The organism is Ekhidna sp. (assembly GCF_039960695.1).
Taxonomy (GTDB): domain Bacteria; phylum Bacteroidota; class Bacteroidia; order Cytophagales; family Cyclobacteriaceae; genus Ekhidna.
The window spans coordinates 289643-304807 of record NZ_JBDVKP010000018.1 but is presented as its reverse complement, the minus strand read 5'-3'; the positions used below and the strand labels follow the sequence as shown (position 1 = coordinate 304807).

15 protein-coding genes are annotated in these 15165 nt (G+C 40.9%); 5 read left to right on the top strand and 10 right to left on the bottom strand.

Annotated features, from left to right (window positions below):
- Positions 1-29: 29 nt before the first annotated feature.
- The 3 genes from ABJG98_RS11400 (at position 30) to ABJG98_RS11390 (ending at position 3668) form a co-directional block, all read left to right on the top strand.
- Positions 30-2642, top strand: coding sequence for an ABC transporter permease (locus tag ABJG98_RS11400; RefSeq protein ID WP_348279644.1), 2613 nt, complete (start codon positions 30-32; stop codon positions 2640-2642).
- 86 nt (positions 2643-2728) lie between these two features.
- Complete coding sequence (locus ABJG98_RS11395; protein WP_348279643.1) at positions 2729-3295, top strand: sigma-70 family RNA polymerase sigma factor; 567 nt, start codon at positions 2729-2731, stop codon at positions 3293-3295.
- Complete coding sequence (locus tag ABJG98_RS11390; protein ID WP_348279642.1) at positions 3282-3668, top strand: DUF6768 family protein; 387 nt, start codon at positions 3282-3284, stop codon at positions 3666-3668. The genes ABJG98_RS11395 and ABJG98_RS11390 overlap by 14 nt, the downstream gene beginning before the upstream one ends.
- Here the strand turns inward: ABJG98_RS11390 and ABJG98_RS11385 are convergent.
- Together ABJG98_RS11385 and ABJG98_RS11380 are read right to left on the bottom strand one after the other, a co-directional pair.
- On the bottom strand, positions 3665-4177 hold the full coding sequence (locus tag ABJG98_RS11385) for a DUF350 domain-containing protein (protein ID WP_348279641.1): 513 nt from the start codon (positions 4175-4177) through the stop codon (positions 3665-3667). The genes ABJG98_RS11390 and ABJG98_RS11385 overlap by 4 nt on opposite strands.
- Entirely contained in the window at positions 4167-4967 is an 801-nt protein-coding gene (locus ABJG98_RS11380) for a hypothetical protein (protein ID WP_348279640.1), read from the bottom strand. Before ABJG98_RS11380 ends, ABJG98_RS11385 begins: the two co-directional genes overlap by 11 nt.
- A gap of 75 nt (positions 4968-5042) precedes the next feature.
- On the opposite strand from ABJG98_RS11380, the gene ABJG98_RS11375 reads away from it, so the two are divergent.
- Together ABJG98_RS11375 and ABJG98_RS11370 are read left to right on the top strand one after the other, a co-directional pair.
- Positions 5043-5513, top strand: a complete 471-nt coding sequence (locus tag ABJG98_RS11375; protein ID WP_348279639.1) for a BLUF domain-containing protein — start codon at positions 5043-5045, stop codon at positions 5511-5513.
- Between the two features lie 27 nt (positions 5514-5540).
- Positions 5541-5990: a DUF6265 family protein gene (locus ABJG98_RS11370; RefSeq protein ID WP_348279638.1), complete on the top strand. Its 450-nt coding sequence runs from the start codon at positions 5541-5543 to the stop codon at positions 5988-5990.
- A 38-nt stretch (positions 5991-6028) separates the two neighbouring features.
- Here the strand turns inward: ABJG98_RS11370 and ABJG98_RS11365 are convergent, their stop codons facing one another.
- The 8 genes from ABJG98_RS11365 to ABJG98_RS11330 all read right to left on the bottom strand — a co-directional run bounded on the left by ABJG98_RS11365 (position 6029) and on the right by ABJG98_RS11330 (position 15076).
- Positions 6029-9274, bottom strand: a complete 3246-nt coding sequence (locus ABJG98_RS11365; protein WP_348279637.1) for a PDZ domain-containing protein — start codon at positions 9272-9274, stop codon at positions 6029-6031.
- Positions 9275-9347: 73 nt separating this feature from the next.
- Positions 9348-10508, bottom strand: coding sequence for an MFS transporter (locus tag ABJG98_RS11360; RefSeq protein ID WP_348279636.1), 1161 nt, complete (start codon positions 10506-10508; stop codon positions 9348-9350).
- Positions 10505-11515 carry a glycosyltransferase family 2 protein gene (locus ABJG98_RS11355; RefSeq protein WP_348279635.1) on the bottom strand — a complete coding sequence of 337 codons (1011 nt, stop codon included), beginning with the start codon at positions 11513-11515 and terminating at the stop codon, positions 10505-10507. Before ABJG98_RS11355 ends, ABJG98_RS11360 begins: the two co-directional genes overlap by 4 nt.
- 3 nt (positions 11516-11518) lie before the next feature.
- Positions 11519-12220 (bottom strand): glycosyltransferase, encoded by a 702-nt coding sequence (locus ABJG98_RS11350; RefSeq protein WP_348279634.1) that lies wholly within the window; start codon positions 12218-12220, stop codon positions 11519-11521.
- Positions 12221-12222: 2 nt separating this feature from the next.
- Positions 12223-12627 (bottom strand): VOC family protein, encoded by a 405-nt coding sequence (locus ABJG98_RS11345; protein WP_348279633.1) that lies wholly within the window; start codon positions 12625-12627, stop codon positions 12223-12225.
- Positions 12628-12629: 2 nt separating this feature from the next.
- Positions 12630-12974 carry a DUF4260 domain-containing protein gene (locus ABJG98_RS11340; protein ID WP_348279632.1) on the bottom strand — a complete coding sequence of 115 codons (345 nt, stop codon included), beginning with the start codon at positions 12972-12974 and terminating at the stop codon, positions 12630-12632.
- A gap of 11 nt (positions 12975-12985) precedes the next feature.
- On the bottom strand, positions 12986-14251 hold the full coding sequence (locus ABJG98_RS11335; protein WP_348279631.1) for an aminotransferase class V-fold PLP-dependent enzyme: 1266 nt from the start codon (positions 14249-14251) through the stop codon (positions 12986-12988).
- 90 nt (positions 14252-14341) lie between these two features.
- Positions 14342-15076: a LamG domain-containing protein gene (locus tag ABJG98_RS11330; protein WP_348279630.1), complete on the bottom strand. Its 735-nt coding sequence runs from the start codon at positions 15074-15076 to the stop codon at positions 14342-14344.
- Positions 15077-15165 lie beyond the last annotated feature (89 nt).

Here is a 15165-nt window from a genome sequence, read left to right as displayed (position 1 = left end):
TTAAAGGACTAAACTCAAAAGACTTAATCATGAAACATCCGGAGATACCATCATTTGCTTACAGGCTTTTTAAGTGGTTTTGCAAAGATCCACTGTTTGAAGAATTGGAAGGTGATCTGGAGGAGACTTTCTTGCGAAACAAAGAAAGGTTTGGGCTGAAAAAGGCCAGGCGTATTTACACAAGGGAAATTTTGAAAATGATTCGACCTTCCGTGTTGAGCAAGCCCACATCAGGACCCGGATACCAAGCTGCTCTGCTAGGTAGCTATGTTACTATTTCGATTCGAAACCTTAAAAGGCAAAAACTGTTTTCATTCATTAACATTTTCAGCTTGTCTGTTGCTATGTCGGCTGGATTATTGGTGATCGGGATGATCACTGATTTGCTCAAGTTTGATGAATTCCACGGGCATAAACACGAGATCTATCGTGTCATTTCTTCACCCGTTTATCAATCCCGAACGCTTGATGTTCAAGCCTCTTCTCCGCGCTATTTGGGCAAGGAAATGATGCAACACATTTCTGGAATACACGTCACAAACCTTGGCAGAAGAATGCAGGGTACAGCAACCGCCAATGAGAAGAATCTATTCCTGAAAGGAATTTATGCAGATGAGCACTTCTTTGATTTTCTTTCTTTTGAACTAACAAAAGGAAATAAAAAAACAGCGCTCAAGGAGCCATTTTCTGTTCTTCTCTCTCAGAGTTTTGTTGATAAAACCTTTAAAGAAGAAGATCCTTTGGGGGAAACTATTGATATTGAAGGGTTAGGTACATTCATCGTTACAGGGATCGTAGCCGATCCGCCTCAGTTTTCTCATCTACAATTTGAAGCGGTTGTTTCCATAAGCACCACTCCTCTGCTGGCAAACCAAGGTGTCTTAGCTAAAAGCCATGATCAATGGGAAAATCTCGATCGTTACTACAACTACATCTATATCCCGAACAATGAGCAAAAAGCAAACGTAGAGTCCTGGCTAGAAACCACTGCACCTACATTTTTTCAAGATCAGAAAAACTTCACTGCTTCCTTCGAGCTTCAGCCTATAAACAAGATTGTGCCCGGGCCTGATATCAGTGACTCCATTGGCCCTAAAATGATCTACTTACCTATCATCATCTTATCAGTGATTGCTGGTGCCATTCTGCTTTCTGCCATCTTCAATTATACCAATTTGTCGATGGCGCGTTCGCTGCGTAGAGCAAGAGAAGTGGGCGTAAGAAAATTGAATGGAGCTACCAGATCGTCTATTTTCGGGCAGTTCACAGTAGAAGCAATCATCCTTTCACTCTTTTCCCTTGGGTTGAGCATTGTTTTCTTTCGTATGCTGCGAAATGGATTTATTGCATTGCTGCCAAGAGCAGAGGAGATGGTCAGATTAGAGCTGTCTGCAGAACTCATTGGCTTATTTGTGGTGTTTGCTATACTCGCCGGATTGATTGCAGGATTGAGTCCTTCACTTTTCTTTGCAAGACTTAGCTCTCTCAATGCTTTACGATCTGGAAAGATGCTGAAAACGCTATCGGGAATTAATTTCCGAAAAGGCTTAATCGTCACTCAATTCGCTTTGAGCATCATCTTCGTCATGGCGGTGGTTATTACTAACAAGCAATACAGCTACTCGCTTAATAAGGATATGGGATTTGATAAGTCAAATATCCTGAATGTGAGTATGCAGGGAAACGACCCTGAAATTTTGCGTGCCGAGTTTCTAAAACTGCCCGCCGTGTCTAAAGTATCATTCTCCTCGTACATCACCGGCGTTGGCACCTGGAACAATCTTCAATTGGTTGATTCCAGAAATCAAGATACCGTATGGGTCCACGACCTATTTGTGGACCATTCCTACCTGGATAACATGAACATTGAGTTGCTCGCAGGACGAAACTTTGAAACGGGTGAAAACAAGATTCGAGAGTCTGCCATTCTTGTCAATGAGACCTTTGTGCAAAATTTTGGGCTTGGCTCTCCATCTGAGGCAATTGGAACCATATTCAAAGTAGAAGATGAATCTGTAGAAATTGTTGGAGTGATTCGGGACATCATTTATGCCAATTTGGAAGAACACATTAACAGTTTTGTGCTGAGAAATGGCAAACGTTATCATTACGCCAACTTAAAAATTTCCAGCACAGATGTTATTGGGACACTCGATAAAGTAGAAGGAGTTTGGGATTCGGTAGATAAGAAACATCGATTCGAAGCTCACTTTTTGGATCAGCAAATCGAAGATTATTTTAAGTTTCTTGTAGACTTCATGAAGATTTTTGGCTTTGTTGGATTTCTTGCTATTTCAATTAGCTCACTTGGTTTGTTTGGCATGGCTCTTTACGCTACTCAAACACGGATGAAAGAAATTGGCATACGAAAAACATTTGGAGCTTCAGAGCGCATGCTTATTTTCTTATTATCAAAAGGATTCTTCAAGATGGTTGCCATAGCTGTGCTCATAGGCTCACCTATCTGCTATTTCTTATTTGATAAACTGATTCTTGCCCAGCAAGTCTATCGCACAGAGATCACCATAATGGAAGTAGGCGGCAGCATTCTCTTTCTGATGTCGTTGTGCTTCTTAACGATCATTACTCAAACATGGAATGCCGCCAGAACGAATCCGGCCGACGTACTTCGTGATGAATAATTGATAGTATTTGATTCGTATTCAATCTGTAGATTGAGAAAAATTCATTGAACCTTTTTCGATTTGCTTCGACTAAGGATTAGTAAATGAAAACTTCGGATCAAATAATCGAGGAATGGTTGGTGATTAATTGCCAGGCTGGGGATCGTAAAGCCTTTGAACTTTTGGTCAAACGCTGGAATCCCAAAATGCTTGGCAGGGTCTACCATACAACGAAAGACGCTTCGGCCTCTCAAGACATTGTACAGGAAGCCTGGATTGCAATTATCAAAAAAATAAAGACACTCCATGATCCCGGCGCATTCCAGGGCTGGTCGCTAAGAATCGCCACCAACATGGCTATTGATTGGATCAGGTCCAATCAGACCAATCGTAAAAGGGAAGAAATTCGAAAAGTTGTCCAAATAGAATTTGCCGAAAAAACCAACCGCCCGGATGAAGAAACGATTGGTGCCCTCAAACAGGCCATCGATCAGCTCCCAAAGGAGCAACAAGTCGTGATCAAACTATTCTATCAAGAAAATTTATCCATGATCACAATTAGTGGCTTACTGGATTTGCCACTTGGGACCGTCAAATCACGCCTCTTTCGTGGACGCGAATACTTAAAAAACATTTTAGAACAAAAACTATATCAAGATGAAAAAGAATGAAGAAATCGATCAAATGATAAAAGAAGCATTGTCTGAAGATGAGAAAGAATTGTTTGACTCCTACGATGAGCAAGGCATGTTGGAAATGTTTGGCGTATTGTTTCACGGTAAAATGAAATGGCTTAATGGCCTAACCTTTTTTATTCAACTCGTGATGCTCGGCTTTGCTGTATACTTTGGGTATCGCTTTTTTGGAACATCCGAAACCAGAGAAATGATCCAGTTTGGAGCGGGATTCTTTACCATGATGATGGGAGTTTCCATGATCAAGATCTTCCATTTCATTGAAATGAATAAAAATGCAACTATTAGAGAAATCAAGCGCTTAGAGCTACAAGTATCTGTTCTGGCATCAACCTTGAAGAAAAACTAGAGTGGAGGCAGCTCAGGATATGGAATAATTGCTTCTATTAGTAACATCACACCATCCTTTGTAAGAAGGGTGAGTGTGACCAAAATGCTGCTTATAATCAAAGAAACACCAACGTTGTTTTTTCGAATCTCTTCAAACTCATCGATTGGTGTGAGCTTGCTATAAAGAAACGTACTGATCAATCCAATGAGCACTGTAGCTGTATAGGCAATAGCAATGTAAATGGCACCTGTGGCAATGTATTCGAAGGCTAAGCTGAAACTATCTGCACGTTGATTTAAGAGCCTAAATGAGGATATCAATGGCTGAACAATCCCACTGATCATGATTCCAACAGATAGGATTATTGCCGAAACAAAGATGCTGTAAGACAAATTATAGTCTTGTATCCTATAATACTTCCTGCCTACCCATTGAACGATTTTGTATGTCAATGCAAGGATAAAAATCCCAATCGTGATAGCTGAGATAATTTCAATAATGGCCAAAAGTGCGATGTTAGCGTCCATTGACTAATGCGATTTTCCAGTAATTAATATTATTTGAATTTGGTGGCAACATTCCTATGGGCCACCCCTTTCCTGTTGTTTCCCAAAAGTAGTAGTTCTTACCTTGATGTTTCAAATGATCTCCAGATGCTGGAATGTTCAGTGCCAGCATCGCATGTGCATATTCATTGCTAACCACAATCATCGGGTCAAAGCCAAGAGTCTCCAACAAGGAATAGATGAGAACAGCCCGTGTGTCACAATCACCATATAGTGAATGTAGAAATTCATACGGCGAGAGCAATCCAAAGGCAATATGTCCAATACAGGGTTTTCCTTTATTGTTGGCTTCAGAGCAGTCTTCTACACGAACATAGCTGTAAGGTATGTCTTGAACAAAGGTCACTATCAACTCTGCCATCTCACTTCTAGAAAAGTTTTTCTCTTTGGAAATTCGAACCAACGAATCTGCCAAAAATTCAATCTGAGGCTTACTTTCCTTAACCAACTCCGCATAAATTTTACCCCATAGATTTTCATAAGAATCCAGGTTAATGGTCATTTCATTCCTTTTTTTCCCTGCCAAAAGGCTCACCTCCTCTTCTGATTCATACCTCGTACAGAACGATCTTGAATAATCCACCATGTCCCACTCTCGCTGGTGCAAACGATCATTGCTGACATTAATTACCATATAGCTATCCTCGCAAACAGGGAGATCCCCTACTTCGGATTGGAACAAATCAATGACCCCTGAAAAGATCAAAAAAATGACAAAAACAAAAAAGATGAACCGCAGTATTGCTTTCATTGGGCTAAATATCCATAAAGACAATGGCATTTAAGAACACATTTTTATTAAATTCCATTTACACCGAATTCAGCCATGACCTACTTTACCATCTACACAAGCACTCCAAGGGAAAAATTGACTTTGAAGACTTTGATGGAAATCACTGAAACTTCTCAAAAAAATAATCTGAAGAATAACATCACGGGCATCCTATTAGGCATAGAAAATAAGTTCATGCAGTACTTTGAAGGATCAGAAGAGAATGTGAACGAACTGTTTGATAAAATCTGGCGAGACCCTCGACACAAGAACGTAACCCAATGGATCAAAGGTTTTACGGATGCACGTGTGTTCAAGGAGTGGTCAATGGGTTCGTGGATGCTCAGCAATGACGAACTGAAAACCAATCCCGCTTTAGCCGATTTGAAAAAATTTCTTGATAATCCGATGAACGATGAGCTCCAGGTAAAAAAATTTATGGCAATGATGAATGATTTGCTGAAAACATGGATCGCACACGAACCTGAGCGACTTAAGAAAATACGAGATGAATTGTCCAGTTAAATACCCATAATTCGTCTTTTCCTAAAAATGAAGAAGCTACAAATACTTTTTATTGGTTTTATCCTTACAGGTTCTGCTGCTTCTGCACAGCAGTCTGTTCCTTATGCCTGGCTCGCCGGAACATGGACTGGAGATGGTTTCGGTGGTACTTCTGAAGAAATGTGGTCTCAGCCTTCTGCTGATGGAACAATGATGGGTACCTATAGACATCACAAAGGTGATGGAAGTCTTAATTTCTACGAGTTTATGGTCATGGATTCTACCGGGCTCAGATTAAAACATTTTAATCCTGATATGATGGCCTGGGAAACCAAAGAAGACTTTGTCCATTTTAAGTTGATTGAGTTTACTGAAAACAAAATCGTTTTAAAAGGTCTGGTATTTGAGCTTAAGTCAGACACGGAGTTAGAGATCAGGTTGGATCTCAAAGATGGAGACAAGAAGTGGACGGAAGTGTTTACGATGAAACGTAAATAAAAAAGAGGTTGCCTATAAAGACAACCTCTCAGTGATATTTACCTATCCTCTTTTGTAGGAGCCATTGGCTTTCCTTGATAGTTTTTAAGTTGTTCGTTGATATAATCTATGGCTCGTTGTAGCTGAGCATCATTTCCTTGGGCAAGCTGGCCAGGATTTTCCTTTACTTCAATATCCGGATCCACTCCGTGACCTTCTTTAAACCATTCGCCACTTGGATCAAACATTCGGAAGGTAGGGACAGTAACCCCTCCTCCGTCTATTAGTGATGGTGCACCAGAGATTCCAATCAGCCCACCCCATGTGCGCGATCCGATCAAGGGTCCCAAGCCTGCTTTTCTGAAATAGTCAGGAAATGCATCACCTCCGGATCCACTCCATCCATTGATCAGCATGACTTTTGGACCAAAATTTCCAGCAGGAGGCCATGACCAGGTTTCTCCATCGCGGACAGCCCAGTATGCAAGTGGCTTTCTGTTAAGCATTTCAATGAATCTATCTGGAATCTGACCGCCGCTATTAAATCTTTCATCGATGATCAAAGCTTCTTTATGTAATTGTCCGGTGAATTGTCTTATCAGTTCATTTTGACCATCGATACCTGTACTTCTAACATAAATATATCCGGCACGACCGTTGGTCATTTCGTCTACTTTTTTGCGATTTGCCTCGATCCACTCAAGATGTCTAAGGCGAGATTCACTTGGCATGGTTTTTACTAAAACCTTTCTCGAATTTGTCATTGAGGCTGTATTGTTCACTGTCAGCTCTACTGTCTCATTAGCCAACCCTTGAAAAGACGCAAATGGATCTTTAGATCCATCAATTGGCACTCCATTTACCGCCAGAATGTAATCCCCTGCATTGATGTTAACTCCCGTTTCATCCAGCGGAGAGCGTACTTCGGCATCCCAAGAGGCTCCACGTACAATTCTACCCACTTGATAGAAGTTGTTACTTTTCTTCCAATCAATTCCAAGATATCCCACATTCACATTTGAGGATCTTTCTTGATCTCCACCTCCACGATACGTATGTGAAGCATTCAATTCGCCGATTAATTCACCTAACACATAATTGACATCCCATCGTGTCACACATTGTGCAATGAGTGCTTCATACTGCTCGCCTACAGCTACCCAATCTAAGCCGTGCATTTCTTTGTCGTAGAAATAGTCACGCTCCAATCTCCATGCCTCACGGAATATTTGCTTCCATTCATTCATTGGGTTGATTGTCATTTTCATATTGGACATGCTTACAGGTTTATCCATATTTTGGCTTTCACTAATGCTCACCACACTGACTTTGCTTCCACTTGAAACTGCTATTTTCTCACCATTTGCAGCTATCTCAAATCCATTAGCATTTCCCATCAGAGTCTTTACCTCTCTGTCCTTAATGTCATAGTACTTAATCGCAGAACTTCTATCAGCTGACCCAGAATTTGGAAACTGCATAAAAACAATTTTTCCTGATACGGCTTCCAATCCACCATAATTTCCAGCATCAATTGGTAAGAGGATAATTCTCCGTTCAAACCCATCTATATCAATTTTCACAGGAGTGCTGGATTCCTCTTTGTCTCCTTTCTTTTTGCCTTTCTTTTTATCGCCATTCTCATCGTCTGCATCTTCTTTCTTGATTTCTACTTCATCATTTTTTGGCTTCAATAGATTATCAGTCTTTTGCGTCAATGGCACAGCAGCCATAATGGTACTATTTGGGTAGATAAATGTGTTGTCAAAGTCAGAATACACTGGACTGACATTCCTATTTGTGAGAAAAAAGAGATAGTTATTATCGGGATCGAACGTCGGTGAAAAATCATTGTAAAATTCTCCGGTGACTTTATACCCTTGCTTTGACTGTGTATCATATAGATGAATCGATCGATTATAGTTTGCATTGTCTTTGGAATACGCAATCCATTTACTATCGGAAGACCATGAGAAGGAAAAATTCCTCAAAGCTCCATGAAACATGAAAAGCCCCTCGTCCATTTTGAAAGTTTGCCGCGTGTTCAGGTCGAAATAGTTGAATTCCATTGCCTGATTGACGAATGCTAATTTTTTGCTGTCTGGTGACCAGAAGAGCTGATACCTGAACCCTGAAGTATATTTTGTCAACGTCTCAGTAATTTGTGATTCAGTGTTATAAATCATCAGCTGGTATTCACCGCTTTTATCACTCCAGTAGGCAATCTTTTTGCCATCTGGAGACCAACTTGGTAAGCGATCGTGCGCTCCGTCGCTATTGGTAATATTACGTGTTACTCCGTTTTCAGATGGAACAGAAAAGACATCTCCGCGAGCAGAAACGATAAGTCGTTTCCCATCCGGTGAAACATCAAACCAGTTCATGTTATCGCCGACATCGACCATCTTTTCCGTTAATGAAAGCTGGTCTGTAATGACTTCAATATCTACCTCACGAGATTGTTGAGTTGAGAGATCCATGAGATAAAGCCTCCCAGCATTTTCAAAAACAATTTCTTCTGGTCCAATGGAAGGAAAATGAATGTCGAAATCTGAATAATCTGTGATTTGTGTATTGCTTCCTGAAGCCAGATCGTAAGACCATAGATTGTATCTGCTATTTGGTCCGTTATCTGAAGAATAGAAAATTTTACCATCTCCCCACATCGGAAATTCATCACTTGATGCATTATTTGTGATGTTAACTGAAGTGTTTGTGGCTAGATCATACGTCCATATATCAGGGGCCCAGCCACCTTTATACCGCTTCCAGGTTCTATTTATTCTCGATTTAAAATTAAATGCGATACTTGTACCATCTGGAGAATATGATCCCAAGCTACCATATGGCAAAACCAATTTTTTGGGCAACCCACCGTTGATATTTACTTCGTAGAATTGTGAAAATCGCTGACGTCCACTTTCACGAGATGAAGCAAATAGAATTTTGCTTCCATCAGGATGCCATTCTAAAACTTGATCAAAGCCTCCGTGCGTCGTTAATCGTTTCGGAATACCTCCATTTGCTGGAATAACATACACATCCCAGTTGCCATCGTAGTTGGCTGTGAAGGCAATTTGGCTTCCGTCAGGTGAGAATTTAGGGAATTTTTCTTCTCCCATAGGAGAACTTAACTTATTTGCTGTGCCCCCCGTTTTTGGAACTGTCCAGATATCGCCTGCGTAAACAAAGACAATGTTGGTTTGTGATACATCTGGTTCCCGAAGCATACGGGCATTGATCTGAGCCGCTATTTCACTTCCTAAAAAAAATAGAAGAAGTGTAACGATTAGGTTGTTATTCATGTGTGATAGGGTTTGATTGCAAATTGAATTTACTAAGAATACTCGAACGTAAGAAAGATTACGTGTGAGTAGCTTATTTACGTGTGAGTGTGATCGTACCGAAAAATGGCCCGATAGCAAGCACCATAAATATGAATTTCATATCATGGTTAACCATCAGATAACTCAATAATTGAATGCTGAAGATGGTAATGGTAAATCCAATGTTATTCACCAACGTTAATGCGGTACCTTTCAGTTCTGGAGCAGCTCTAAGCGCTACTAATGAACTAAACAAAGGGGAATCTGCGATGACCACCATTCCCCAAAAAACCATAAAAGCGATAAAATAAGGCCTGCCAATTTCAAAAGCGAATGGAGATATCAAACAGCAAAGACCTGATAGAAAAAGGAAGGTTCCTGCTGTTTTTTGAGTTCCGAATTTTTCAGAAATATATCCACCCAGAAAACACGCCAGAGTTCCGCTTCCGATAATCAGGAATGACTGAAAAGAAATCACCTCACTCTCGTATAGACGAAGGTGGCCATTGTTTTGAATCACCACCGGTACAAATGCCCAAAATGCATACAGTTCCCACATATGTCCGAAGTAGCCAAAAGCAGCTGCGCGAAAGGGTTTGTTTTGAAACACCTGCTTCATCTGACTGAAACGAGGCTTCTGTCCTTTTTTGCGATAAGGACCTTCGCCGACAAGGAGCTTAATTAGCAAACCGCCGACAACAGTCAAACAAGTAGTAGCTACTATCACCACCTGCCAATCAAACGAAGTATCATAACTCGCAATCAAGTGAGGTAAAGCAGTCCCCAGCACCAATGCCCCAACCAAAAAGCTAAGCGCTTTGCCAAGCCCTTTTTCGTAATAGTCTGCTGCGATTTTCATGCCTACGGGATAGATTCCAGCCAGAAAAAACCCCGTGACAAAACGATAAATAAGAATCTGACTGAAGGATACATCCAGCAGGACGAGCATATTAAATGCAGCACCTAAGATCGCGCTTGCAAAGAAGACATTGGACGGGTTGAAACGATCTGCAATGGTTAGAACTGCATATATAAGGGTCCCAATGATGAAGCCAAGTTGTACCGCCGAGGTGATATGACCGATATCTGCATTGAGTAAATCCAACTTTATCGCCAGGTCAGGCATTACAGCATTTCCTGCAAACCAAAGAGAGGTGCAAAAGAACTGAGCTATAACGATGATTGGGAGAATATGCCTGGGAGTGTTGCTCATGCGAAAAACCAATAATCATCAACAGGTTTTTTCCCCCACTGGTCTAATTGATTCCTGATAGCAGTCTTATCATCCGGGGAGGTCACTACAACAAGAATCTGCGCATTCTTAAATGAAGGAATTTCATTGAAGTGCTCCATTTTTATTCCATAGACATCCTTACCGATTTTACGTTCATTGTCGCACACCCAATGGAAGGTGTCTTCCTCTTCAAGTAAGAGCTTAGCCAAATCTTTTCCATTCCTTCCAGCCCCCCACAGCACGAGAGGCCGCTCTCTTTTACGATCAATCAGATAAAAATAGCGCAACTTCATATCGAAGTAGCGGTTGTCTTTGTATTCTTCCCATGTCCTCGAAATCCGATCGGATCGATCTCTCCAATAATGGAGTACTTTGTCAATCCCGTGAACCTTGAGACCCTTTTTGTAAAATCGAAAGCATAAATCATAATCTTCGGGATACACCTCTGGGTTGAATCCATCTACTGCTTCAAAGTCATCTTTATGGATAATCCAGCAATGCGATGGGATCACACATTCCTGATAAATCTCCTGATAATGCGTTTCGTTTTTCGCTACTTCATTGAGCCACACTTCATACCGACGAAAACCATCGCCAACTTCGCCCTTATCTACAAAATGTTCTGTGCCACCAGCTATGATGTGACCCTTTCCATATTTCATCCATTCATTCACTAAAACCTCCAGCTTGTCATCCGGCATCTTATCATCCGAATCCATGCGATTAATCAACTCTCCTTTGGCTTGGATATATCCTTCCTTCAATGCCGGTATAAGCTTATGGCGCCTGCTATGCACCACTTTGATACGATCATCCTTTTCAGCATACCAATTGAGTATCTCGGGAGTGCGGTCAGAAGAATGATCATTGATTGCAATTAGCTCCCAGTTTTTGTAGGTCTGACGAATAATGGAATCGATGCATTTGGGTAAGTATGGAGCAGTATCCTTAGCTGCCATAATGATAGATACAAGGGGCTGGTTCATCTATTAATTAAGGTTTTTGCCCCAGTATTTATTGGCATAGCTGGAGACAGGAAGTCCTAAATTAAAACGAATAAACATATTGAGGTCAAACCAGGCCACTTTAAAAAAGCCATGTTCATTAAATCGTCGAGGAGACGTTACTATGCCGGGTTTCATCAGTGCCAACTTTCCCTTCTTTCGAAGTGATTTGCATAAGTAAGCCGTCTCCATCAAAGCTTCTTCAGGAAATCCACCAAGTTGATCTAGCACTTCTTTGCGGGCAAAAATTGCTTGGTCACCATAGTAAATCTTGCCAAACCGATACCGTATTCGATTGACAATTGTAAGCAGCCATAGCTTCCAATCCGGTTTTTGAAATGAAAATTCGAATGCTCCGCCTACTACTTTTTTATCTTCCAGTGCTTTCAGAATAGATGCATCAAAATGCGCTGGCAATAAGGTGTCTGCATCCAGAAAAAGGACTACATCACCTGCAGACTTCTGTAACCCATAATTGAGACTCTTGTATTTTCTGAGTTTGAAATCAGGTTTGCTAAACTTTAGAATCATCGAATTGCTGATGCTTGCGAGCGTTCCATCTTCGCTTCCGGCATCTACTACAATGAACGCCAAATTATTAGGCTCGGACGCACAACGAATGGTGTGCTCAATGGTTGAGCTGATGTTGCTTACTTCGTTGAGTGTGGGAATTACTATCGAGATCAAAGCTATGCCTGACTTATCTCAAATAAATGCCCATCAGGGTCTCTGAAGAAAGCACGGATTTCAGCTCCCCAATCTACCGGAGGTGTAAGGAAGTCTGCGCCTCGCTCTTTCAAAGTTTCATAGCATCCCATACAGTCTTTTACTCGTATGGTAAATGAATGACTTACGTTCTCGGGGTTTAACGGAGGAACAAACTGAGTATCCGGTTTATCATCAGTTGGTCCACCAGCTGTCACAAGCAAGATCCAGTTTCCTAGAAACCGTATAACACAAGAATCCCCACCATATTCCCGATAGATCTCTGCGCCTAACACATCCTGATAGAAATCTTTCGCCCTACTCATCTCTGACACCACCAAAATAGTAGTGAGCGCCATATCTTCTGTTGGGAACGGTGATTTTTCCATCGTTATAAATTTCCGAGGTGTGTATGTTTAAAGTTATCACTAAACTTCAATCCATACCCAAAGATTCGATCCATGCTTGCATGTCCAAAAAGGATGACACCCACAAGTTGTAGTTCCACAATTCCCCACCAAAAGCCCAAAAATCCAACAATCAAAGCGATTCCCTTATGATGAAACAGGTTATAAGCTGTAGCTCCAAGTCTTGGATTTACCAGATAACCAAGCATTCCTATATCTGGAGTTAGAATAAAAAACAAATAAATCCACCAGGCATAATCGAGCAAACTGAAGAGGTAAATGGATAGAAGAAACATGGCAAGTTCTTCCATTTTTAACAGGTTTTTCATAAATCTGAGTATTAAGTAATTGACTTTAGTCCATCTAAGAATATATCTAATTCGCCGGTTAGGTTATACAGATTTGGTGTCACTCGGACCACCTCTTGATCTTCCAGGTATCTAATCACTGTAAACACTTTTGTCTTTTCATACAGCTTTGAAATAACCTCTTTGGTTTCCATTCCTTCTATCTTAAAGCTGGCAATCGCACAACTTCTATTAGAATCTGAAGGTGTTGTTATCATCACTCCAGGAAGGTCCTTAGCCTGAGAAGTCCAATAGTTTTGCAGGTATCGAAGGCGCTTTTCTTTCCGCGGCAAACTCACCATTTGATTAAACTCCAACGCTACCGGGATTGTAATTACTGTAGGAACGGAAAGCGTACCGAAATGGCCCAACTTCCGGATGTCATTTTCATTATCTCCGCTATCACCAAAGAGTGGCCTTAAATCTTTCACGCGATCTTTGTTGACATAAAGCAAGCCAGCTCCCAATGGATTCCCAAACCATTTATGCAGATTTACTCCAACAAAATCGGCGCCCAGGTCTCTTAGCTTAAAATCTACTTGAGCAAAGCTATGTGCAGCATCGACAATGATCTCAATGCCTTGGGCCCTGAACCGATCTGCAATTTTCTTGACAGGCATAATCTGCCCAGTCAGATGGATCATGTGTGTCACCAGAATCGCTTTTGTTTTTGGTGTTATTGCATTCTCATAACTCACCAGAATTTCTTCATCCGTTTGCGGCAGCAATGGAATCTTAATGCGCTTGATCTTAATGCCCTTCTGTTTTTCCAGCATTTCAAAAGTCTCAATCATGCTGTAGTAGTCTTGACCAGAAAGTATGACTTCATCGCCTTCATTCCAATTCAAACCCTGGATGGCAATGTTTAGAGCTTCCGTGGCGTTTCTGGTGATTAATGCCTCACCACTATCTATTCCGGTAAAGCTTGAAAGATCTTCAACAATCGAGTTAAAATCGTCACTGTACTTTGTTCGAAGATATCGCGATGAATTGACGTTTACACGTTCAATGTTTTTGATATAGGCTTCAAAAACAGGCAGTGGCTGCACACCAAAATATCCATTCTCTAAGTTAATAAAGTCCTTTGGGACATCATAAAAGTCCTTTCTAAACTTCTTCCAGAATTTTTCATCGGCCGTCAGATCATCATTAAATAAATGCTGATATTCAGTAATTCCTGGGCGGGGAGCGTTAGCAGATATAAATGGAAGGCTGGCTGCAGCAAGCCCCAGCCCTTTTAATACTTTTCGACGATCCATTTCTTCAGGTTTAGGTCAATTACCACCAATAAAGATACTAGTATCTGCCGTCTCAAATAATAAAGGGGGTCAAAATAACCCCCTTTTCATTTAATCATAAATCTTAATAATAGTGTCAATATCGACATACTTATCAAATATTTGAAGCTCATCTAATGTGGCATTCAGATAATTACCGCTACAGTATATGGTTCGGCCTAAGTATAAATCACTTGACGTAGTAAAATCTGTAGTTTCACTAATGACTAGTTGAGTCTCTTCTGACTCCACGTACATCCTTATTAATCCCCCTTCTCGAGACAATGTCAGAAGTGTCCACTCATCTTCGTTAACTGGTATGCTACTAATGATGCCGTATTTTACATTGTTGGAACCTCGCAGAGTTGCCCGGAAAGATCTATCAGAACCAATTGCTAGCGTTACTGTTGGGCCGCTGGCTTGCGAACAACTTGATGTATTTCTTGTCGATAGAAGTACTCCCTCATCGGACGTACTTGTTTTCGCCATCAGAGAAATAGTAAAATCCTCATTACCAAAATTTACATCTTCAGAACGTGGAATCTGCACAAAATCATCGATACCATCAAATTGGATTGCGCTTGATTCCTCGCCTGCTTGGCTAGCAACAAAGTTAGCGCCATTGACCTCTCCGTCATTATTGGAGGTTTCGTCTAAGGCATTTTCATTGAATTTATAATATGCAACAGGATCCGGTAATTCAGGGTCAGAACCACCTCCTCCCCCGTGAGGCGGAAAGTAGTCTTGGAAGCAACTAGTGAGACAGCATATGCACACTACTATGAAAGACAAAATTAATTTTTTCATAATCTTTTTTCTTTCAAATTGAATCTTTATAACCCTTAATTATAAAGCCGTGCAATACTTAATTAAGGAACCAATAGCTTTTTTTATTT